Raw genomic sequence first — 19,551 nt, forward strand, 5'->3', positions numbered from 1 at the left:
TCCTTGTATTCGTAGTAGGTAGACCAGTCTACCTACTACGACCCGGAACCGGAGATGCATCACCTTGGGCTCCTTGACATGCGTTGGTGTGAGTTCTAAATTCAAGATATTCAGTTTTAGAACGAGGCTCCGATGCTGCATTCCAACTACTCCACGAATGGAACCCTGGCCCTACTGCCGCTGGATTGCGCGGCATGAGATGGACTGGCAGGGATGGGGACTCTTCGGGCTCATGGCCACCGCAGTCCTGACGATCATCATGATTGCCGCCCAGATGGCCGGCCTGACACGGCTGGACCTGCCACTGGTGCTTGGCACCCTGGTAACACCCGATCCGGACCGGGCCCGTGTAGCCGGCTTCTTTATCCACCTTGCGGCGGGCCAGGTGTTTGCCCTCGGCTACGCCGGAACGTTCGCCCTCCTGGGCAGGGCTGACTGGTGGACTGGCGCACTGCTGGGCCTGCTGCACGTAGCGGTGGTGCTGACGGTCATCCTTCCGCTGCTGCCGGGCGTGCACCCCAGGATGGCCTCCACCCGGGCAGGCCTTTCCACCACCGCCGTGCTCGAGCCGCCGGGACTGCTCGGTCTGAACTACGGCATCCAGACGCCGGCCGTGGCCATCGTGGCGCACGTAGCGTATGGGGCCGTCCTGGGACTTTTGCTGAGGGCGCTATGAGCATCGCATCTGAACGGAAACGCCGCACCACCGCAACAGGGCAGCCAAAGCCGCAAGCCGCCGTCGGCCCCTCCCCCGCCGCACCCTGGCAGCCCTCCGCCATTGCCAATTACGGGATGATCGGGGATACCCGGACGGCAGCCTTGGTATCGTCCGCGGGATCAATCGACTGGATGTGTGCCCCGGCCTTCGACGGCGAGCCAATTTTCGGCGCCCTGCTGGGCGGCTGGGAAGCAGGCCAGTTCGTTGCCGGACCGGCCGGGCCAGCGCACCTGCTGAAGCGCCGCTACCGCGGGCATACCGCGACGCTGGAAACCACCTGGTCCTCGGGTGGAGGCGTGTTGACGTTGACCGAAGCGATGGTGGCTGAGGTATCCGGCGCGCTCTTGCCCACCACGCTCCTGGTCCGGCGGCTCACAGCGCACGAAAGCCCGGTAGCCGCCGTCGTCCGCTTTGCTCCACGGCTGGGCGAAACGCACCGCGTCCCGCGAATCAGCAGGCGGGCCCGGGACCTGGTGTGCGAATGGGGACCGTTGGCCGTGTCGCTGGGCTCCAGCGAAGGCTGCCCGCTCCCGGAAGGCGATGAACAGGAACTCGTGGTGCATCCCGGGCACCCGGTGACGCTCGTCCTGGCCGTCGCGTACGGCGAGCCCTTGATCCACGTGGACCCGGAAGCCGCCTGGCAACTGCTGCTCGATGACGAACGGAAATGGGAATCCTGGGCAGAGGAGGTGGACGCAGGCCTCCCGTTCCGCGAACAGGTGCTGCGTAGCCTGCTGACGCTGCGGCTCCTGACCTATTCACCGTCGGGCGCTCCGGTCGCGGCGCCCACCACCTCCCTGCCGGAAAATCCGGGTGGAATCCGGAACTGGGACTACCGGTTCGCGTGGCCGCGGGATGCAAGCATCGGTGTCGCAGCGTTCCTGCACGCCGGCAAGACGGATGTTGCCTTGAACTTCTTCGGGTGGCTGCTGCACGCCAGCCGGCTGCAGCGGCCCCGGCTTCCGGCCCTGCTGACGCTGTCCGGACGTGCGGTCCCCCGCGAGCGCGAACTGCGGGGCTGGCCGGGCTATTTGGGCAGCACACCGGCGCGGACCGGCAACGGTGCCGCCGGGCAGCACCAGCTCGACGGTTACGGCTGGGTGCTGGACGCTGCCTGGGTGCTGGTGCAGGGCGGCCACCGGCTGTACTCGGAGACATGGCGGGCCATGCGCGGGTTCGCGGACTTGGTGGCCGAATCGTGGCCTGCGCCGGACGCCGGGATCTGGGAAATCCGCGATGACGCTGCCCACCACGTCCATTCCAAGCTCATGGCGTGGCTCGCCCTGGACCGTGCCCTGCGCATTGGTGCCACCCATCGCCTGGCAACCAGGCAGCGGCGCCGGTGGGAGTCCTCCCGCGACCGGCTTGGGGCGGAAATCCGCGGCCGGGGATTCGATCCGGTCCGGGGCATCTACACGCGCACGTATGGATCGGCGGACCTGGACGCTGCCCTGCTGGTCCTTCCCCTGGTTGGACTGGAGGAGCCACGCGGCGAAGCAGTCCGCCGGACCGTTGACGCGATCCGGGACCAGCTGGGTGCCGGCGGTCCCCTCCTCTACCGGTACCCGCCCGGGCAGGATGGACTGGAGGGCGGCGAGGGCGCCTTCCTGCCCTGTTCGTTCTGGCTGGTCCAGGCGCTGGCCCTGACCGGCAGGAGGGAAGAAGCGGAAGAGACATTCCGCGCGCTGCTGGACCTGGCTTCCCCGCTGGGGCTCTTCAGCGAGGAGCTGGACCCCGCCACGGGCGCCTTCCTTGGCAACTATCCCCAGGCCCTTACCCATGCCGCAATGGTCCAGGCCGCGCTGGCCCTGCGCCAGGCTGGCGTCCCGCCGTCGGAAGCGCTTGAAAACCCTCCCGGAAATCCGGCCGCAGCCTCGGGAATTAGTTGCCTGCGTCCTGCGTTGTCGATCTGTTCAGAACAATCTGGGCACGGAAATCCTGGACAGGAGAACACACCACATGTCAGTTGACTACGACGCTCCGCGGGTGACTCCCGAGGAAGAGCCGAACGTCGCCCTGGAGGAGCTGAAGTCCGATAAGTCCGGCCGCCGGGAAGCTTCTCCCGACCTGGACGAGACGGACCTCGCGGACAGTTTTGAGCTGCCCGGCGCAGACCTCTCCAACGAGGAACTCCTCATCCAGGTGGTCCCGGTGCAGGCAGACGAATTCACCTGTATGTCCTGCTTCCTGGTCCACCACCGCAGCCAGTTGGCGCGGGAGAAGGACGGCAAGAAGTACTGCAAGGAATGTGAGGGCTAGCCGGGGACGAAGACCGGCCACGGTTAGGTTTCGACTATTGGACTCCCTACTCGTGGCCGGCGGGAACGCCAGCTGAACCGTTTCCCCTAGCTGACCAGGACCTGCGTGGCGGATTCCTTCAGCTTGCCGTTGGCCCACTTCATCTGGCGGATGGTCTGGGGGTGGCACTTCTCGGCCAAGGCGAGGAGGTCCTTGTCCTTCTTCCCTTGGGCCGCCTGGGCCAGCAGTTCCCAGTCCGCCGATACCCCGCAGGCCTTCAGGTAGAGCTCGCGCAAATCACGCAGCAGCAGCATGCCGGTTTCGGGTCGCCGGCCCACCATTTCGCTGCCCTTCTCGCGGATGGTTTCCATCAGTCCCATCTCGCCGCGCGGTTCCGGATCAAGGTCCAGGCCGTAGTTCTTGCCCATGGCCGCGATGTCCCGCACGTGCTGCTGGGACCAGCGCGCCAGGTCCCGGGCCAGGTGGTAGATCTCGTGGTCCACCTTGTGCCGCTCCGATATGGTCAGCAGGTGGTGCGCCAGGTCGTTCTCGGAGCGGTGCATTTCCTCAAGTACCAGCCCGAATTTCATCGTGCGCCTCCTGCCATCTCCGGAGCCTCATCGGCCATCGCAGACGGAATGCCCTTCGTCGCGGCCGCTTCAGGGAAGCCGCCCACCGGAGCCGAGGCTGTGGTGGTGGGCGCCAACGACGGACCATCGCCGGCCGAAACCCTGGTGATGCGCGCCGCCGCCGTCTTGAAAATGGGCTGCTTGGACGCAGCGTCCCAGTCCGTGATGGTCAGTTCGTTCGCGGCCCGCCCTGCCCCGTCCGGCTGATGGCCGCCGTCGGTGTCCCAGTAGCCGTAATGGAAGGGCAGGAACAGCACCCCGCTCCTGATGCCGCTGATCCGCACCTTGGCACGGACGGACCCGCGGGGCGTCGCCACCTCCGCAAGGTCACCTTCGGCTATTCCGTACGCGCCGGCGTCGTCCGCGGACAACTCAACCCAAACATCCGGTGCCGCCGCGTTCAGCTCGGGCGCCCGGCCCGTCTTGGTGCGGGTGTGGAACTGGTAGAGCGTGCGGCCGGTGATGAGCTGGAGCGGAAAGTCCTGGCTGGGCAGCTCGTGCGGCGGCATGTACTCGGCGGCCTTGATGATGGCTTTGCCCTCAGGGTTGAGGGCCTTGTACTCGGACGGGTCCACGGGCGCACCGGTGATGAGGTCGCGGCCGTAGGTTTCGCAGTATTCCGGGTGCGCCCAGAACTTCCCGTCGGCGTAGATCCGCTCCGTGCCGTCCGGGTTCTCCTCGTTGCACGGCCACTGGATGCCCGAGCCGCCGCGCAGCTTGGCGTAGGTGATGCCGGTGTAGTCGCAGGGCCTGCCGCGGGTGCATTCCTTCCAGGCCTCAAAGGCCGATTCGGGGTCGTGCCACTTGATCAGCGGCTGCCCGTCCTTGTCCTGCAGGCCCATGCGGTGGGCGTAGTCGATGAAGATCTCCAGGTCCGGCCTGGCCTCGCCTGGCGGCTCGACGGCTTTCTCGGAGAGATGCACGGTGCGGTCCACGTTGGTGAACGTGCCGGTCTTTTCGCCCCAGGTGGCGGCGGGAAGGACGACGTCGGCCAGCTGGGCTGTCTCGGACAGGAAGATGTCCTGCACCACCAGGAACAGGCGGTCCTGTTCCAGGATGCCGCGGATGCGTGCCAGCTCGGGCAGCGAGACCGCCGGGTTGGTGCCGCTGACCCACAGCATTCGGATGGAGCCGTCCTCCGCGTACCGCATCATCTGCATGACGTGCGTGGGCGGGGAGTAGTGCGGGATGGACATGGGGTCGACGTTCCAGACGCGTGCGAGGTCCTTGATGTGGGCGTCGTTTGACCAGTTCCGGAAGGCGGCAAGGTCGCCGTCGGCCCCGCATTCGCGGGTGTTCTCCGCCGTGGGCTGGCCGTTCATCTGCAGGATGCCGCACCCGGGCTTGCCCAGCATGCCGCGGATGATGTTGACGTTGTTGACCTGGACGGCGGCGGCCGTGGCCTGGTTGGACTGGTAGAAGCCCTGCAGCACCGTGGACAGCAGCCGCTCGGCGTGGCCGATGATGCTGGCCGCCTCGGTGATCTGCTCCGCCGGGACACCGCAGATTTCCGCCACCAGGGCCGGCGGGTAGTTCTTGACCTCTTTTTCGAGCTCGGAGAACCCCACCGTGTGCGCCTGGATGTACTCCTGGTCCACCCAGCCGTTGGAGATGATCTCGTGCAGGATGCCGTTCATCAGCGCCACGTTGGTGCCGGGCCGTGGGGCCAGGTGCAGCGTGGCGGCCTTGGCCACGGGCGTCATGCGCGGGTCCACGCAGATGATTTTGGGTGGGTTGGGCCCGGCCAGCCGGTCCAGCATCCGGGTCCAGAGGACGGTCTGGGTCTCCGCGACGTTGTGCCCGTAGAGGGCGATCACGTCGGCGTGGTCAACGTCCGTGTAGGAGCCGGGCTGGCCGTCGCAGCCGAATGACTCCTTCAGCGCTTCACCGGCGGTAGCTGTGCAGAGCCTGGTGTTGCCGTCCACGTGGTTGGTGCCGATCCCGCCATGCGTAAGCGCACCCAGGGTGTAGTACTCCTCGGAAAAGAGCTGGCCGGTGGTGTAGAAGCCGAGTGCGCTGGGTCCCTGTTCGGCCAGCAGCGCCTTGGATCTGTCCACGATGCGCTGCATGGCCGTGTCCCAGTCCGTCTCCACCAGTTTGCCGCGCTCGCGGATGAGGGGCTTGGTGAGCCGGTCCGGGGAGGCGTTGGCCTGCCACCCGTACAGGTCCTTGGGGCCCAGCCGGCCGTGGTTGACGCGGTCCACGGCCCGTCCCCGCACCCCGACGATCCTGTTGTCCATAACGGCGATATCCATGGCGTCACCGTTTGAGTGGAGGAGAGACGCCGTCTGGACCCACCGGTCCACGTCCTCCGCAGCCACCCCCTCGGCCAGGTGGGTGTCCACCCTGACCGGCCATTCACCGCCGCTGCCGTACGGCGTCCTTGTCCCCCATGGTTCAGCTATTCGGTCAATCCGAGTCATCTGTCCATCTCCTGTCCGGAACCGGCGGGCAGCGTCGAAACGACGTCCCTACCGGTTCCTGTACCCAGGACGGGCGGCTGGTAACAGGGGTTTTTTGTGCCGCCGGAGAGAGAGGGTGCTGGTCAGGCCTGCTTGGAAGGCGACGGCGCGTAGGCCGGCTTGTCCTGCAACGGACGCCGGGCCAGCCAGGCGGCCACGATGGCGCCGGAGACGTTGTGCCACAGCGAGAAGACGGCGGACGGGAGCGCGGCCAACGGGGTGAAGTGGGCGGTGGCCAGGGTCGCGGCAAGGCCTGAGTTCTGCATGCCCACCTCGAAGGCGAGGGCGCGGCGGGCCTTGTCGTCGAGGCGGCCCAGCTTGCCGGCCAGGTAGCCCAGGCCCAGCCCGAAGCCGTTGTGCAGCACCACGGCGAGGAACACGATGGCCCCGGCGCTGATGATCTTGCTGGCGCTGCCGGCCACCACGATGGCCACGATCAGGGAGATTACGACGGCGGACGCCCACGGCAGTGCCGGCAGCACCTTCGCAACGAGCTTCTTGAGGAACAGCCGGGCAAGGAGGCCGGCGATGACCGGCAGCAACACGGTCTTGACGATGTCCCCCACCATGCCGGCGGCGTCGATCTGGAGGTAGGAACCGGCCAGGAACAGGACCAGCAGCGGGGTGACGATCGGGGCGATCAGGGTGGAGACGGAGGCAACCGCCACGGAGAGCGCAACATCGCCCTTGGCCAGGAAGGCCATCACGTTGGAAGCGGTCCCGGAAGGCGCGCAGCCCACCAGGATGACCCCGACGGCCAGCTCCGGCTCAAGGTTGAGGGCCCCGGCAATCAGCCAGCCGGCGCCGGGCATGATGATGTAGTGCGCCACGATCCCCAGGGCCACGGCCCACGGCCGCTTGGCAACGGCGGCGAAGTCGGGCGGCGTGAGGGTCAGGCCCATGCAGAACATGATGATGCCCAGCAGGTACGGCACGCTGGGCGCGATGGGTTTGAAGACGCCGGGGAGCAGGAAGCCGATGATGCCTGCAGCCACCACCAGGATGGGGAACACCGTCACGGCGATGCGGGCGATCTTGCTTTCCGCTTCGAGCGCAGGGTTGACGGGTGTTCCGTCCGAATTCTGGGGTTTAGTTGCCTCAAGCATCCAATCATGGTGGCACCGGCTGGTATGGTTCCGCCAATTGATGACCGTGAACGGTAACAACGGCGGAACCATACGGGGCCTGAACTGCAGGGATCTCAGCAGTCAGAGCTGCTTCCGGAGCTCCATCTTCCGGATCTTGCCGCTGGCCGTGCGGGGCATGTCCGCCACCACCACCATCGACTTGGGGATCTTGTAGCGGGCAAGCCTGCCGTCGAGGAAGCTGCGCAGCTGCTCCGCGGTCAGCGATTCCCCCTCGCGCAGCGTCACAATCGCCTGCGGGACCTCGCCCCATTTGTCATCCGGAACGCCGATGACCGCCACGCTTCCCACGGCGCCGTGCTCGGAGATGACCGCTTCCACCTCCGCCGGGTAGATGTTCTCCCCTCCGGAAATGATCATGTCCTTGAGCCGGTCCGAGACGAACAGGAAGCCTTCCTGGTCCCGGTAGCCCATGTCGCCCGAGCGGAACCAGGAACCGTCCGCGTAGCTGGCGGCTGTGGCCTCCGGCCGGTTCCAGTACTCCTTGATCACGTTGGGTCCGGAGATCTGGATCTCGCCCACCTCGCCCGGGACCACCGCGCCGCCCATGGGATCGGCGATCCTTAGGTCGGTGAAGAAGTGCGGCAGGCCTGCCGAACCCGCCTTTTCCCGCGACCGGTCCACGGGGAGCATGGTGACGCCGGGGGCCGTTTCGGTCATGCCGTAGCAGCTGGTGAAACCGATGCCACGGTCCTCGTAAGCGTCCAGGACCCGGCGCGGAATCGCCGAACCGCCGCAGGTCAGCTTGTCCAGGGAGCTCAGGTCGGCCGCGGCCCAGCCCGGATCTTCGCAAAGCAGCTGGAACGTGGTGGGCACCCCGTTGAGGGTGGTCACCTTTTGCTTCTGGATCAGGTCCAGGACCCTGGCGGGATCGAACTTGGCCTCGAGGACCACGGTGGCACCCTTAAGGAGCATCGGCAGCAGCCCCATGTCCAGGGACGCCACGTGGAACAGCGGCGAGATCATCAATGCCACGTCGTTGCGGTTGATGTCCATGTCCACGATGGTGTTGATGCAGTTCCACGTGATGTTCCCGTGCGTCAGCAGGGCGCCCTTGGGTTTGCCCGTGGTTCCGGAGGTGTACAGGATCATGGCTCCGTCGTCATGGCCCACGGCCACGTCGATGGGTTCGGCAGCTGCCCCCTGCAGCGCCTCCCCATACTGTTCCACCGTGACGGAGTGTCCGACGGCGGCCGGTGACGTGGCGCCGGAAGGTTCCGTCCCGCCGTCGGCCGCTACGACCAGGCGGTGGGTCACCGCCGTTCCTTCCAGGGCAGCGGAGGCGGAGGCCTCCAGGGCGCGGGCGTTGACCAGGAGCCGGGCTCCGGCGTCCTGGAGCTGGAACTGCAGCTCCGGCGGGGCGAGCCGGGTGTTGAGCGGGACGAAGATTGCGCCCAGGAGGCCACAGGCGAAGAACGTTTCCACGAACGAGGGGTGGTTCTCCCCCAGGTACGCCACCCGGTCCCCCTTGGCCACTCCCCTGTCGCGGAGCGCGTTGGCCAGGCGGTCGGTCCGTTCGGCAAGCGCCTCGTAGCTCAGGGTTCCCGCTGCTGACAGCAGGGCCGTCTTGGTGCCCGACTTGCGGCGGCGGCGCTGCAGCCAGGAGCCAACTCCGTTGTTGTCCATGGTTCTCCTAACGGACCGTGGTGAGGTCGTTGTTCTTAGATTCGCGCGTCAGGGCGATGAAGACAATCGAGACCAGCGCCATGACGGACAGGAACACCACCACAGGGAGGATGTTCTGGCCGGAGTCCTTGTAGAGGCCTGCGATGATGCCGGGGGTGAAGCCTGCGCCGATGAGGGTGGCCAGCTGGTAGCCCACGGCGGCGCCGGTGTAGCGGGAAGTGGTGCCGAACTGTTCGGACACGAACGCTGCCAGCGGCCCGTAGAGGGAGGAGTGCAGGATCAGCGCCACGGTGAAGGCAACGAACACCAAGGCAACATTGCCGGAGCCGAGCATCCCGAACATCGGGAAGAGGTAGGCGATGAACAGGGCCAGCCCGGCGATCATCACCGGACGGCGGCCGAACCGGTCGGACAGGCGGCCGCCCAGGAGGACGAAGACGATGGAGATGGCCGAGGCTCCGGCGAACGCGTAGAGCACGCCCTGCTGCGGTGCGCCCTTGGAGACGGCGTAGGTCACGGAGAAGGTGGGCAGCACCACCTGGAGGCCGAACCCGGCAGCCCCGGCGAATATGATCATGATCAGCGCCTTGGGCCGGCGGAGCACGTCCAGCAGCGGGATCTTGCGCTTGGTGCCCTGCGCTTCTTCCTTGGCCACGGCTTCGGCGAAGATGGGGCTTTCGGAAACCCGGAGGCGGACGAACATGCCCACGATCAGCAGCACGAAGGACAGCAGGAACGGCACGCGCCAGCCCCAGGCCAGGAAGGCGTCCTGCGGCAGGGCCGAGAAGGCGCCCATCACCAGGGTGCCCAGCACGGCGCCGGTGGGGGCACCGGCGTTGACGAACGACGCCGCGAAGCCACGCCGCTTGGGGTCCGAGTGCTCCAGCGCCATGAGTGCGGCGCCGCCCCATTCACCGCCGACGGCGATGCCCTGGCAGACCCGCAGCAGCACCAGGATGACGGCACCCCACGGCCCGATCACGCCGGCGCCCGGAATCAGGCCGATCAGGGTGGAGGCGATGCCCATCATGGCCATGGAGATGATCAGCATCCCCTTGCGGCCCACTTTGTCGCCGAAGTGGCCGAAGATGATCCCGCCCAGCGGCCTGGCCACGTACCCGGCAGCAAAGGTGGCGTAGGCGGCGACGACGCCCACCCATTCATCCGTGCCGGCGAAGAATACCTTGGGGAAGGCCACTGCTGCGGCCGTGGCGTAGAGCAGGAAGTCGTAGAACTCGATGGTGCTGCCCAGATAGCTGGACAGGATGACCGTGCGCGCTTCCTTGCGCTTGGCGGCCGTGCCCGCGGGTGCGAGCGTGGTGTGTCCGGACATGGCTGTTCCTAATGACGGAGGAATTGGGGGTTTTTGGGGTTGCCTGAGGCGGCGGCGCCGGAGGGCGCCGCCTGGGGTTGGAACTGTTGTTCCTTCTAGGAGCGGCTTACTTGTAGAAGCGGGCGAGGAATTCGGCGACTACGGCCGGCCGTTCCTGGCCTTCGATCTCGATGGTGGCGTTGACCTTGATCTGGGCGCCCCCCTTGACCTCGGTGACGTCGGCGATGGTGGCCTGCATGCGGACCTTGGAGCCCACCTTCACGGGAGCGGTGAAGCGGACCTTGTCCAGGCCGTAGTTCACCTTGGTGGTGACGCCTTCGACGTCGAACAGCTCGCCCCAGAACGGGATGATCAGGGACAGCGTGAGGAAGCCGTGGGCGATGGGGGCGCCGAACGGGCCGTCCTTGGCGCGTTCGGGGTCGGTGTGGATCCACTGCTGGTCGTCGGTGGCGTCCGCGAACTGGTTGATCTGGTCCTGGGTGATCTGGCGGTAGTCGGTGGTGCCGAGGTCCTTGCCGGACAGGGTGAGCAGGGTGTCGAAATCGACGACGAGATTGGGCATCGTTGCCTCCTGAGCTGGTGTGTGGTTGTGGTGCTGTGCAGGTGTTGCAGGGCTCTAGCGGGTGAAGGCACTTTCGCCGGTGAGGGCGCGGCCGATGATGAGGGCGTTGATCTCGTGGGTGCCCTCGTAGGAGTAGACGGCCTCGGCGTCGGCATGGAAACGCGCGACGTCGGTTGCCAGGGTGATGCCGTTGCCGCCCACCACTTCGCGGGCCAGGGCTACGGTGTCGCGCATGAACAGGGACGTCTGCATCTTGGCCAGGGCAGAATCCTGGTCGCGGTAGATGCCTCTTGCCTGCTGTTCCGTGAGCCGGACCACCAGGGAGAGGCTGGCCGTGACGTTGCCGAGCATTCGGGCCAGTTTCTCCTGGACCAACTGGAAGGAACCGAGGGTCCGTCCGAACTGCCGGCGTTCGTTGACGTAGGCGAGCGCGGCCTCGAAGGCGCCGGCGGCGATGCCGGTGGCGATCCAGGCGACGTCCGAGCGCATGGCCCGGAGCATTGCCGCCACATCCCGGAAGGAGTTGACGTTGTGCAGGCGCATGGCCTCGGGGACGCTGACACCGGTAAGGGTGATGTGGGCGTTCTGCATCATCCGCAGCGAGGCCTTGCCCTGGATCTTCTCCAGGGTGACGCCGTCGGCTGTGCGGTCCACGAGGAAGGCCTTGACCTGCCCGTCCGCGGTGTCCCGGGCGAAAACTGCGAGGACGTCCGCGGTGGCTGCGCCGCCGATCCAGCGTTTGGCGCCGTCAAGGATCCAGCTGCCGTCGGGCTGCCGCCGGGCGGTGGTGGAGAGTCCGCCGGCGATGTCCGATCCGGATTCCGGTTCGGTCAGCGAGAACACGCCCTTGAGCGAGAAGTCGATGACCTTGGGCATCCATTCGGCCTGCTGTTCCGCTGAGGCACCCACGCGGATGGCGGTGCGGAACAGTCCGGCCTGTGCGGTGTACCACGTGGCCAGGGACGCGTCCGTACGGGCAAGCTCGAAGATTCGGAAGCCCTGGTAGATACCGCGGGCCGGGCCGTGTCCTGCACCCGCGGCGCCAGTGAGTTCGGCAGGTTCCATCAGGTCCAGGTCGATCAGCGGCCGCGCGAGCTGCTCGGGAAACTCCCCGCGTTCCCAGTACTCGGCCAGAAGAGGCTTGGCTTCCGCGTCCAGGAAGGACCGCAGCCGTGCGAGCACCCGGCGCTCGCCGTCGGTCAGGAGGGACTCGGCGTCATACCAGTCCGCTGCCTCGTAGAGCCGGGCACCCAGGGCGGCCTCCGCCGTCGTCAGCGTGCCCATCTCAGGCCCCCAGCCCGAGGAGGCGGACCGCGTTGTCCTTGAGGATCTTGGGCCGGACCTCGTCCTTCAGTGGCAGATCCGCGAACGCACCGAGCCACTTCTGCGGGGTGATCAGCGGGAAGTCGGTGCCGAACAGCACTTTGTCCTGGAGATAGGAGTTGGAGGCCTTGACCAGGGATTCCGGGAAGTACTTGGGCGACCAGCCGGAGAGGTCTATGAAGACGTTGGCCTTGTGGGTGGCGATGGAGTTGGCCTCGTCCTGCCAGGGCACGGACGGGTGGGCCATGATGATCTGCAGGCCCGGGAAGTCCGCGGCGACGGCATCCAGCAGCAGGGGGTTGGAGTAGGCGAGCTTGATGCCGAAGCCGCCGGGAAGGCCCGCGCCCATGCCGTTCTGGCCGGTGTGGAAGATGGCGGGCAGGCCGAGTTCCTGGAGGGTTTCCCAGAGCGGGTAAAAGCGCTCGTTGGAGGGGTCGAAGCCCTGCAGGGAGGGGTGGAACTTGAAGCCGCGGGCGCCGAGTTCGATGGCCTGGTGCTTGGCGCCGGCGATGGCGTCCTCGCCGGTGCGCGGATCCACGCTGCCGAACGGAATCAGGACGTCGTTGTTCCGGGCGGCCCCGGCGATGAGCTCGGGGATGCTGTTGGGCTCGTGCTTGAGCTGGGTGCGTGCGTCCACGGTGAAGACGACGGCGGCCATGTTCAGTTCGCGGTAGACCTCGGCGATCCGGTCCAGGGACGGGGTGCGGTCCTCGGCCTTGAAGTACTTGGCCGAGGCTTCGGTCAGTTCCTCCGGCAGGGAACCATGGCCGCAGCTGTCCACCTCGAGGTGGACGTGCATGTCGATAGCATCGAGTTTCGCGGGGTCGATGCCCAGTTCGTAGCGGTCGGCCATGGTCAGCGGGCGTCGGCGGGCTGTGCGGGCTTCAGGTCCTCCGGCAGCGGGAGGAATTCCTCGCCGTAGCTTTGGAGGGTTTCGGCGGTAAACAGGTGCCCGGCGTTTTCCTGCAGCGCCTCGTAGCTCCAGCCGCCCTCGCGGTACTCGGTGGTGGCGGCCTCCGGGTGGGTCCAAACCTGGAGCCGGTCACCACCCGCGCCGATTGCCTGGCCGGTGATGTTGGCTGCCTCGTCTGAGGCGAGGTAGGCAACCAGTCCGGAGACGTCGTCGGCCGTTCCAAAGCCCAGGTCGTGGCGGAAGAAGGACGGCATGGCTTCGCCGCGCTCGTCTGCCTCCACGGCTTTCTGGAAGTAGGGCACGGTCTTGGTCATGGCGGTGGCGGCGACGGGGATGACGCTGTTGACCGTCACGCCGGCCTTCTTCATTTCCAGCGCCCAGGTGCGGACCATGCCCACGATGCCGGCCTTGGCGGCGGCGTAGTTGGTCTGGCCGAAGTTGCCGCGCTGGCCGGTGGGTGAACCGATGGTGATGATGCGGCCCTGGACGTTGTTTTCCTTGAAGTAGGCGTAGGCCTCGCGGACGCAGGTGAAGGTGCCTTTGAGGTGGACGTTGATCACCAGGTCGAAGTCCTCGTCCGTCATCTTCAGGAGGGATTTGTCGCGGAGGATCCCGGCGTTGGTGACCAGGATGTCCAGGCCGCCGAACGCGTCCACGGCGCCGGCCACCAGTGCCTTGGCGGCATCGGTGGTGCCCACCGGAACCACCACTGCGGTGGCGCGGCCGCCGTCGGCTTCGATTTGCGCGACGGCCTGCGCGGCGGTGTCGGCGTTGACGTCATTGATGACGACGGCGGCACCCTGGCGGGCCAGTTCCCTTGCGTAAGCGAGGCCGAGGCCCTGCCCGCTGCCGGTGACGATTGCAACCTTGCCGTTCAAGCTCATGGCCTGCTCCTTCGCATGCGCCGGCCGAAGCCGTTGGGGTGGTCCCACTGCGGTGTGAGATCCTTGTTGAAATCAATGAAATTACGGATCATTGAAAAAGTCAACGATTGTTTTTTACACCGGAGTTGTGATGGCCACCTTGGGCACCGAAGTTCAGACCCCCCGCCTTGCGGCAGCCAGGATCGGCAGTGATGTGGGCCTGCTGCTGGCCAAGCTGCATGCTGCCGGCTCGGTGCTGAACAACAAGGCCCTGGCCGACTTTGGGCTGCGCGAGCGGTCCTTTTCCATCCTGACCCTGGCGTGCAGCGGACTCGAGCCGACACAAAGGGAACTGGCGGACTTCCTCAGCCTGGATCCCAGCCAGGTGGTCAACCTGGTGGACGACCTTGAGCACCGCGGCCTGGTGGAACGGGCGCAGGGAAAGCAGGACCGGCGCGCCAAGATCATCGTCTCCACCGCCGAGGGCCGGCGGATGCACGGCAAGGCCCGCGCCGCCATGGACGCAGCCGAACTGAACCAGCTGGCAGTGCTCTCCGGGGAGGAGTCGCTGGAACTGAAGCGGCTGCTCCGCAAGGCACTGTGGGGCGCGGCGGAGTAGGCAGCTGATTTTAGGGTTTAGCTGCACGAGCTTGGGCAACTCCGTGAACCCGTTCGGGGACCTGTAAGACGTCTCACGCTCCAAGGGTTTCGAGGCAATCTGGAGTGTTGCGGTTAGGGCACCTTCACCGTGCATCTCATCGTGCGGGGTAAACGTACATGGGGGCCAGTTGCGGTTGCGATACAAGAATCCGTACGTGGCTGCACGGTAAACGACCGGGTAACGGGCGCATGCTTTGGTTTCCCCAAGTCATGCTGCGCGTGTTCCGGTGGGAGGCTGGTACCGCTCGGGAACAGGGGAGACAATGTCGGCCATCCCAATTCCTTCCCGCACGACTCTTCAGCCTGTAGCCTCAGCACTGAGCAGACTCGAGCGCACTAATTGAGGTGACAACGAAATGTTCTTTCCGAAAAAGGGAGAGCTCTGGACCTACAAGGAACGCGCAAGGTTTTTTGCCGTTGCCGGCTCATTACCCCTGGTCATCTTCCTGGTACTCGGGATCTTTTTTGCCGCCATGCCGATCATTTTGGTTTCAGTGCTTGGACTAGTAGGCGCTGGCATGTTCTGGATCAGCGCCGAGCGTAAGTTCCGAAACGAACCCTAATGGGAACCTCATAATCGAGGCCGAAAGCGGTTGGTGTCCACGTTCGCAAGGGGACCGGCTTACGGGCGGATAGGCCAAGCCGGATCCAGCAATTCATGGAGGCGTAGGATCAAGTCCACGGCTGGCTGATCGGGATGGCGAAAGAGGTTCGGCAGACCATGAACGACGATAGGAAGACCCGCCAGGGAAAGAAGTCCTGGTTTCCATCAGTGGCAGGCGTCATCGGCGGCGTTGTCCCAGGAGTTGTGGCACTGTTCAACCAAGTATCGTCACCATTCTGGATCACCTTCAACATCGTTGTAATCGTGGTGGCCCTTGGCTTCGCTGCCGCTAATACCATCGGTCTGGCCGTCATCAAGTACCGCAGTTCATCGAACCCAGACGCTTACGATCGCTAGGGCGAGGGGTCCCTCGATGGAGCTGGATCTGCCCCTGTCCGCCACGGGATCGGCAAGCGGACATCTCCTGGAACACGGAGTCGGCAACACTGACTGGGACCAATGGGACAATCAGGTTCCGGGCTCGGGTCAACCTGCTAAATCATCTTGGGGGCAGCGAATGGGTGAAGGCGTAGTTTTCGTGCTGGTGGCCGCTGTTTGGTTTGTCTTCCGTAAGCGGATAGCGGCATATCAGGTGTACCTGATTACGGAGAAGTTCAAAGTCCTTCCCGTTAGGGACACAGCCGAGCAGGTGCGGGGTATGGAACTGCTGGGCACGCTGTTCTGTGCGCTGCTCTTTGTCGCCGGTGTGTTGTTGATGGTTCTCCGCACGATGCTCAGGTAGACCGTCGACGGCGTGCGGTGGAGGATCCCTGACCGTGCATGCGCGGCGTGGAAAAAGGGCTTGGACCTGAAAATCCGGAGACCGTCAGCACCGTGAGGAAAAAGTGACCAACCCCGGTGTTGTGGTGCTCTTTCCCACGGCATACGCTTTGAGCCTGATCGGGGATTGGGGTGCGGTCGAATGGCCGGAAAAATCAGACTCTCGCTATTGGCCGTTACGCTATTGGCCGCTCTGGTTGCGTGCGCAGGTCCTGACACGCGGATGACCGAAGCATCGTCGAAATCGCCGCCCACTACTGCTTCCGGCATGCCAACCATGCTCTATACCCACTGTGGAATCAAGGAATTGCGCGTCGACGACACATTCTTCCTCGCCGAAACCCCATTGGACGACGGCCAGGGCAATCCCCTCCGGGATGGGGAAACCCTTATCAGGCGGGCACTGTGACGGTGTCCGGCTCAAAAGCTGTATTTCGGGATGACAATGGCCACCTCATCACTTTCCTTGCTCGTCCGGGTGCCACAGGTTTCCTCAATATCTGTTCCTAGGAACCGCTGGGCCACACGGTAAAAGATCGGCTTACGTACGCTACCCCTAGAGAACATTGGGGGTTAAGTCAGAAGTTCCACCATCCAATTGCGGGCGGTCCTCTACCTTGAGGGCGGCGTCCTACAGAGAAATCGGGCGCACGGCTCGGCCGGTCATATTTGCCAAGAACTAGCCGGTTTCGACTTGCGGCCTTGTCGAAAGACTACGAGTCACGCACCACGCGAACACACGGCGGGCACCCGAACGGAGGGTCTGGGGCAGCTTGACTCAAGCGGAGGCGACGTCTTCCCAGTACTTGCTCCCGAGCGCCGTGCGGTATTTGGTCAGGGCCTCCGTTAGAGACGGAGCAACTCGATACCAGTGGGCCCTAGGGTCGAGAGGGAGAGCTACGAGCACTCCCTCCCCATCACCGGACAGCACCAGAAGTTCCAGATCACCGAGGAACTCTCCTATCACGATGTCACCTCGGACGGCGTCATCCGGGTAAGTATCGTAAAACTCGATTGTCCGAGCCGCCGCTTGCTCGGGTGACAGGAGGACTAGGCCCCACTGTCCGTACTCCACGTCCTCAAAAAGGCGCACAGTCCGGCTTGTCAGCCACAACCAATGCAATTCGGTCGGCACATCACCTCTCCACGTCTTTTCGATCTCGTCGTGCGGGGCGGGGTCTGCGAGAGAGCAACCCAACTTGAAGGGGTTCGTTCCCACTCCGTGTCTCGGCTCTTCGAACGCCCGAAAAGAATCAAGGGCTCCCGAAATGTCATTTTCCATAGCCTAACCACCCTGCGCCAAAGAGAGTTTGATTACCTCCGGGATTGCCGCGAACTCCAACCCCGTGATCGTGAGTCTAGGGCGCGGCTGACATATGTTCCCTGAAGTAACGGCTGCCCCACTAAGGGATCCTCTTGCGGGACAGTGCATCCCACTGCGCGTCTCATAACCCATGCGCCTCAATTCCGGGGGGTCCGGATCCGCAGTTGAAGGGTCACCTGCACCGGCCTGAATCTCAAGGGGCCGTCGCATCCGATAACAAACGGGTGTTCACCGGCGGATTCCGTTTCTACTGCCTCGTGTCCCGAGACAAACCGCCAATGGCAGCTACGATCGTCACCCTGCGACCACGCTGCCGACCACAACGAGGAGTGCCCACCGACGCTTCATGGAGTGAGACTAACTCTCTACTGCTCATTTCCTCCACAAAGGGAACTGTGCAGGCTAAATAGGCAAAACGATAAAGGACGCTGGTCCTGATTCAGAGCGCACTGGGCCTTATTGCGTGGGAGCAGACGCTAATGGCTTTCTCTCTGTCCCCGCCGCCCTCCGTAAAGGGCTCTAACGAGGCAGGATGCGAAACCTGCGACCAGCAGGACGGAAGCCGCCGTTATTAGCCCTGTCGCAAAGTAACCGGCCGGCGGTCCGACATAACAGGAGCTGTCCCCCTGATAGTCATCGGTGTAGACGGAGCAACTTCCTATCGGCATCCACAACAATCCCGTGAAAACCACGATTGGCATCATAAAGAATATCCAGGGCCAGGCTCGGTTCCATGGAAACTCATCAATTTTCCTTATCATCCCGCTCCCCCGTTGCAAGTTTGACCGAGACAAGATTCAAATCTGTGCCCCGCGCAATTAGTCCTCTAATTCGTCCTGCTTATAGGACCTTCAGCTGACGCCAGGATGTCAGTTCCGGTTCTTCGAATGTTGGACTGACCGGATAATTCGATACACGAAGTAGACGGCCAGTAGCGATACGACAGCCATGAAGACTGGGCGGATATTGAGAGGAACGAGGTAGAAGTCCCGGCAGAAGCTTGTACCGTCGTCAGCGGTGGCACTGCAGCCATGACTCGCGATGCTGAGTGCAAAAGCAGCAATAGCGGACACCAGCAAAAGAGCGATTGCCCAGGGCCACCATTCGGACCATGGCCACGAGCCTGCCCCGTGAGATTGCCGCCGGTCCGTCATACGCAGAGCCTAGACAGCTTTCCGAGAAGCGTAAACAGCCATTTTCGAAAGGATGATCAGGACGGCCGCGAGCACACGAACATGACGGTCCGGATGCGACGCTCGGCGAGGTTGGCCACCTGGTTGGCCGTCATCTGCGCGAAGCTGTCGCCAAGGAAGGTCGCGAAAGTCACCGGCGGAGGCCCCTCCCGCTGGATTTTGGCACGCATGTGCTGGAACCAGGAAAGGCTTTCGTCCGAAGAGTCGACCTCCGAGAGGACGTCGAAACCGGCCGACGGAAGGAGTTGGCGCATGTCCGCCAGGGTTGCGGGAAAGCTGGTCGAGGTGTCCGCGGCCCACGGCACCGGGTAGTGCACCTCGCCGCCTTCACCCTGCAGCACGTCGTAAACCACAAATCTGCCGCCCGGCCGCAGGACCCGGAAGGCTTCCGCATACAGCCCGTGCTTGTCCGGGATGTTCATCGCCACATGGACGGTCATCACGGCATCCACTGACTCGTCCGGAAGGCCGGTGGCCGTAGCGTCCCCGACGTGGAAGCGGGTGCGGCGGGACAAGCCTGTCCACTCCGAGAGCGCCGTCGCTACCTGGCAGAACTCAGGTGTGAGGTCGACCCCCGTCACCGTGCACCCTGTCACCTCGGCGAGCGTCCGTGCGGGGCCGCCCAATCCGCTGCCCAGGTCGAGCACATGGGAATCAGCAGTAAGGTCGAGCGCTTCGATGATTTCCAGCGTGGCCCTGCGACCACGGATGTGGAACTCGTCAACGGCAGCGAGATCGGCCGGCCGCAGCCCTGCGCGGCCCACACCGGCCATGTCCAAAGCAGAACTGATGGCCGCCAAAAGTCGCCCGGGGCCGGTGTAGAAGGCCGAAACCTCATTCATGGCGCCATCCTCACACCGGGCGGCCCCAAGGTCAACGGGAGCCCCGCCGGTGGCGGCTTGCTTGCCGGTCAGTGGCTTCTGTTACCAGTCGTGGCCGCGCTCACCAGTCGTGGACGGTGCCGTCGACGAGGCGGTTGTAGGGCAGGTAGGCCTGCTTGTACGGGTAGGCCGCGGCGGCTTCTTCGTTGAATTCGACGCCGATCCCGGGGTTGTCGCCCGGGTGCAGGTACCCGTCCACGAACGTCATGGACTGCTCGAAGACCTCGTTGGTCTTCACCGAGTGCTGCATGTACTCCTGGATCCCGTAGTTATGGATCGCCAACCCCACATGCAGCT

20 protein-coding genes are annotated in these 19,551 nt (G+C 64.7%); 8 read left to right on the plus strand and 12 right to left on the minus strand.

The window, feature by feature from the left end; genetic code table 11:
* Nucleotides 1–157 precede the first annotated feature (157 nt).
* The 3 genes from ACFO0G_RS19115 to ACFO0G_RS19125 are packed head-to-tail and all read left to right on the plus strand — an operon-like array spanning nucleotide 158 to nucleotide 2,977.
* Entirely contained in the window at nucleotides 158–676 is a 519-nt protein-coding gene (locus tag ACFO0G_RS19115) for a hypothetical protein (protein ID WP_376979568.1), read from the plus strand.
* Complete coding sequence (locus ACFO0G_RS19120) at nucleotides 673–2,688, plus strand: glycoside hydrolase family 15 protein (protein ID WP_376979570.1); 2,016 nt, start codon at nucleotides 673–675, stop codon at nucleotides 2,686–2,688. Before ACFO0G_RS19115 ends, ACFO0G_RS19120 begins: the two co-directional genes overlap by 4 nt.
* Complete coding sequence (locus ACFO0G_RS19125; RefSeq protein WP_286401123.1) at nucleotides 2,678–2,977, plus strand: DUF4193 domain-containing protein; 300 nt, start codon at nucleotides 2,678–2,680, stop codon at nucleotides 2,975–2,977. The genes ACFO0G_RS19120 and ACFO0G_RS19125 overlap by 11 nt, the downstream gene beginning before the upstream one ends.
* 86 nt (nucleotides 2,978–3,063) lie before the next feature.
* Here the strand turns inward: ACFO0G_RS19125 and ACFO0G_RS19130 are convergent, their stop codons facing one another.
* The 9 genes from ACFO0G_RS19130 to ACFO0G_RS19170 all read right to left on the minus strand — a co-directional run bounded on the left by ACFO0G_RS19130 (nucleotide 3,064) and on the right by ACFO0G_RS19170 (nucleotide 13,833).
* Nucleotides 3,064–3,546, minus strand: a complete 483-nt coding sequence (locus ACFO0G_RS19130; RefSeq protein ID WP_142131448.1) for a hypothetical protein — start codon at nucleotides 3,544–3,546, stop codon at nucleotides 3,064–3,066.
* Nucleotides 3,543–6,008 (minus strand): molybdopterin oxidoreductase family protein, encoded by a 2,466-nt coding sequence (locus ACFO0G_RS19135; protein ID WP_376979573.1) that lies wholly within the window; start codon nucleotides 6,006–6,008, stop codon nucleotides 3,543–3,545. Before ACFO0G_RS19135 ends, ACFO0G_RS19130 begins: the two co-directional genes overlap by 4 nt.
* A gap of 122 nt (nucleotides 6,009–6,130) precedes the next feature.
* The gene (locus tag ACFO0G_RS19140) at nucleotides 6,131–7,153 is read right to left on the minus strand and encodes a bile acid:sodium symporter family protein (protein ID WP_286401117.1); all 1,023 of its coding nucleotides are present in this window, start codon (nucleotides 7,151–7,153) and stop codon (nucleotides 6,131–6,133) included.
* A 102-nt stretch (nucleotides 7,154–7,255) separates the two neighbouring features.
* Nucleotides 7,256–8,818, minus strand: a complete 1,563-nt coding sequence (menE, locus tag ACFO0G_RS19145) for an o-succinylbenzoate--CoA ligase (protein ID WP_286401115.1) — start codon at nucleotides 8,816–8,818, stop codon at nucleotides 7,256–7,258.
* A gap of 7 nt (nucleotides 8,819–8,825) precedes the next feature.
* On the minus strand, nucleotides 8,826–10,151 hold the full coding sequence (locus ACFO0G_RS19150; protein ID WP_376979576.1) for an MFS transporter: 1,326 nt from the start codon (nucleotides 10,149–10,151) through the stop codon (nucleotides 8,826–8,828).
* A gap of 106 nt (nucleotides 10,152–10,257) precedes the next feature.
* Complete coding sequence (locus ACFO0G_RS19155; protein WP_376979578.1) at nucleotides 10,258–10,713, minus strand: MaoC family dehydratase; 456 nt, start codon at nucleotides 10,711–10,713, stop codon at nucleotides 10,258–10,260.
* Between the two features lie 54 nt (nucleotides 10,714–10,767).
* Nucleotides 10,768–11,997 (minus strand): acyl-CoA dehydrogenase family protein, encoded by a 1,230-nt coding sequence (locus ACFO0G_RS19160; protein ID WP_376979580.1) that lies wholly within the window; start codon nucleotides 11,995–11,997, stop codon nucleotides 10,768–10,770.
* 1 nt (nucleotide 11,998) lies between these two features.
* Nucleotides 11,999–12,889 carry an amidohydrolase family protein gene (locus ACFO0G_RS19165; RefSeq protein WP_286401108.1) on the minus strand — a complete coding sequence of 297 codons (891 nt, stop codon included), beginning with the start codon at nucleotides 12,887–12,889 and terminating at the stop codon, nucleotides 11,999–12,001.
* A gap of 2 nt (nucleotides 12,890–12,891) precedes the next feature.
* The gene (locus ACFO0G_RS19170) at nucleotides 12,892–13,833 is read right to left on the minus strand and encodes an SDR family NAD(P)-dependent oxidoreductase (protein WP_286401106.1); all 942 of its coding nucleotides are present in this window, start codon (nucleotides 13,831–13,833) and stop codon (nucleotides 12,892–12,894) included.
* A 130-nt stretch (nucleotides 13,834–13,963) separates the two neighbouring features.
* Here ACFO0G_RS19170 and ACFO0G_RS19175 point away from each other — a divergent pair, with 130 nt between their 5' ends.
* From ACFO0G_RS19175 to ACFO0G_RS19195, 5 genes are all read left to right on the plus strand, one after another.
* Nucleotides 13,964–14,431 (plus strand): MarR family winged helix-turn-helix transcriptional regulator, encoded by a 468-nt coding sequence (locus ACFO0G_RS19175; protein WP_286404729.1) that lies wholly within the window; start codon nucleotides 13,964–13,966, stop codon nucleotides 14,429–14,431.
* A 397-nt stretch (nucleotides 14,432–14,828) separates the two neighbouring features.
* The gene (locus ACFO0G_RS19180; RefSeq protein WP_376979583.1) at nucleotides 14,829–15,035 is read left to right on the plus strand and encodes a hypothetical protein; all 207 of its coding nucleotides are present in this window, start codon (nucleotides 14,829–14,831) and stop codon (nucleotides 15,033–15,035) included.
* Nucleotides 15,036–15,193: 158 nt separating this feature from the next.
* Nucleotides 15,194–15,433, plus strand: a complete 240-nt coding sequence (locus ACFO0G_RS19185) for a hypothetical protein (RefSeq protein WP_376979585.1) — start codon at nucleotides 15,194–15,196, stop codon at nucleotides 15,431–15,433.
* Between the two features lie 16 nt (nucleotides 15,434–15,449).
* The gene (locus tag ACFO0G_RS19190; RefSeq protein ID WP_376979587.1) at nucleotides 15,450–15,818 is read left to right on the plus strand and encodes a hypothetical protein; all 369 of its coding nucleotides are present in this window, start codon (nucleotides 15,450–15,452) and stop codon (nucleotides 15,816–15,818) included.
* 261 nt (nucleotides 15,819–16,079) lie between these two features.
* Nucleotides 16,080–16,265: a hypothetical protein gene (locus tag ACFO0G_RS19195; protein WP_376979589.1), complete on the plus strand. Its 186-nt coding sequence runs from the start codon at nucleotides 16,080–16,082 to the stop codon at nucleotides 16,263–16,265.
* Nucleotides 16,266–16,634: 369 nt separating this feature from the next.
* Here ACFO0G_RS19195 and ACFO0G_RS19200 read toward each other — a convergent pair whose 3' ends face one another.
* The 3 genes from ACFO0G_RS19200 to ACFO0G_RS19210 all read right to left on the minus strand — a co-directional run.
* A complete protein-coding gene (locus ACFO0G_RS19200) occupies nucleotides 16,635–17,138 on the minus strand; it encodes a hypothetical protein (RefSeq protein ID WP_376979591.1) in 504 nt (167 codons plus the stop codon).
* Nucleotides 17,139–18,390: 1,252 nt separating this feature from the next.
* On the minus strand, nucleotides 18,391–19,215 hold the full coding sequence (locus ACFO0G_RS19205; protein ID WP_376979593.1) for a class I SAM-dependent methyltransferase: 825 nt from the start codon (nucleotides 19,213–19,215) through the stop codon (nucleotides 18,391–18,393).
* Nucleotides 19,216–19,315: 100 nt separating this feature from the next.
* Nucleotides 19,316–19,551: enolase C-terminal domain-like protein (locus ACFO0G_RS19210; protein ID WP_376979595.1), on the minus strand; the 236-nt coding region annotated here is incomplete at its 5' end.

This window comes from Arthrobacter sedimenti (assembly GCF_042652025.1).
GTDB lineage: Bacteria > Actinomycetota > Actinomycetes > Actinomycetales > Micrococcaceae > Arthrobacter > Arthrobacter sedimenti.

What these genes read in the sequence shown, in the direction of transcription:
- ACFO0G_RS19115 (WP_376979568.1), top strand. Translation starts at nt 158, where the DNA reads ATGGAACCCTGGCCCTACTGCCGCTGGATTGCGCGGCATGAGATGGAC.
- ACFO0G_RS19120 (WP_376979570.1), top strand. Translation starts at nt 673, where the DNA reads ATGAGCATCGCATCTGAACGGAAACGCCGCACCACCGCAACAGGGCAG.
- ACFO0G_RS19125 (WP_286401123.1), top strand. Translation starts at nt 2,678, where the DNA reads ATGTCAGTTGACTACGACGCTCCGCGGGTGACTCCCGAGGAAGAGCCG.
- ACFO0G_RS19130 (WP_142131448.1), bottom strand. Translation starts at nt 3,546, where the DNA reads ATGAAATTCGGGCTGGTACTTGAGGAAATGCACCGCTCCGAGAACGAC.
- ACFO0G_RS19135 (WP_376979573.1), bottom strand. Translation starts at nt 6,008, where the DNA reads ATGACTCGGATTGACCGAATAGCTGAACCATGGGGGACAAGGACGCCG.
- ACFO0G_RS19140 (WP_286401117.1), bottom strand. Translation starts at nt 7,153, where the DNA reads ATGCTTGAGGCAACTAAACCCCAGAATTCGGACGGAACACCCGTCAAC.
- menE (WP_286401115.1), bottom strand. Translation starts at nt 8,818, where the DNA reads ATGGACAACAACGGAGTTGGCTCCTGGCTGCAGCGCCGCCGCCGCAAG.
- ACFO0G_RS19150 (WP_376979576.1), bottom strand. Translation starts at nt 10,151, where the DNA reads ATGTCCGGACACACCACGCTCGCACCCGCGGGCACGGCCGCCAAGCGC.
- ACFO0G_RS19155 (WP_376979578.1), bottom strand. Translation starts at nt 10,713, where the DNA reads ATGCCCAATCTCGTCGTCGATTTCGACACCCTGCTCACCCTGTCCGGC.
- ACFO0G_RS19160 (WP_376979580.1), bottom strand. Translation starts at nt 11,997, where the DNA reads ATGGGCACGCTGACGACGGCGGAGGCCGCCCTGGGTGCCCGGCTCTAC.
- ACFO0G_RS19165 (WP_286401108.1), bottom strand. Translation starts at nt 12,889, where the DNA reads ATGGCCGACCGCTACGAACTGGGCATCGACCCCGCGAAACTCGATGCT.
- ACFO0G_RS19170 (WP_286401106.1), bottom strand. Translation starts at nt 13,833, where the DNA reads ATGAGCTTGAACGGCAAGGTTGCAATCGTCACCGGCAGCGGGCAGGGC.
- ACFO0G_RS19175 (WP_286404729.1), top strand. Translation starts at nt 13,964, where the DNA reads ATGGCCACCTTGGGCACCGAAGTTCAGACCCCCCGCCTTGCGGCAGCC.
- ACFO0G_RS19180 (WP_376979583.1), top strand. Translation starts at nt 14,829, where the DNA reads ATGTTCTTTCCGAAAAAGGGAGAGCTCTGGACCTACAAGGAACGCGCA.
- ACFO0G_RS19185 (WP_376979585.1), top strand. Translation starts at nt 15,194, where the DNA reads ATGAACGACGATAGGAAGACCCGCCAGGGAAAGAAGTCCTGGTTTCCA.
- ACFO0G_RS19190 (WP_376979587.1), top strand. Translation starts at nt 15,450, where the DNA reads ATGGAGCTGGATCTGCCCCTGTCCGCCACGGGATCGGCAAGCGGACAT.
- ACFO0G_RS19195 (WP_376979589.1), top strand. Translation starts at nt 16,080, where the DNA reads ATGACCGAAGCATCGTCGAAATCGCCGCCCACTACTGCTTCCGGCATG.
- ACFO0G_RS19200 (WP_376979591.1), bottom strand. Translation starts at nt 17,138, where the DNA reads ATGGAAAATGACATTTCGGGAGCCCTTGATTCTTTTCGGGCGTTCGAA.
- ACFO0G_RS19205 (WP_376979593.1), bottom strand. Translation starts at nt 19,215, where the DNA reads ATGAATGAGGTTTCGGCCTTCTACACCGGCCCCGGGCGACTTTTGGCG.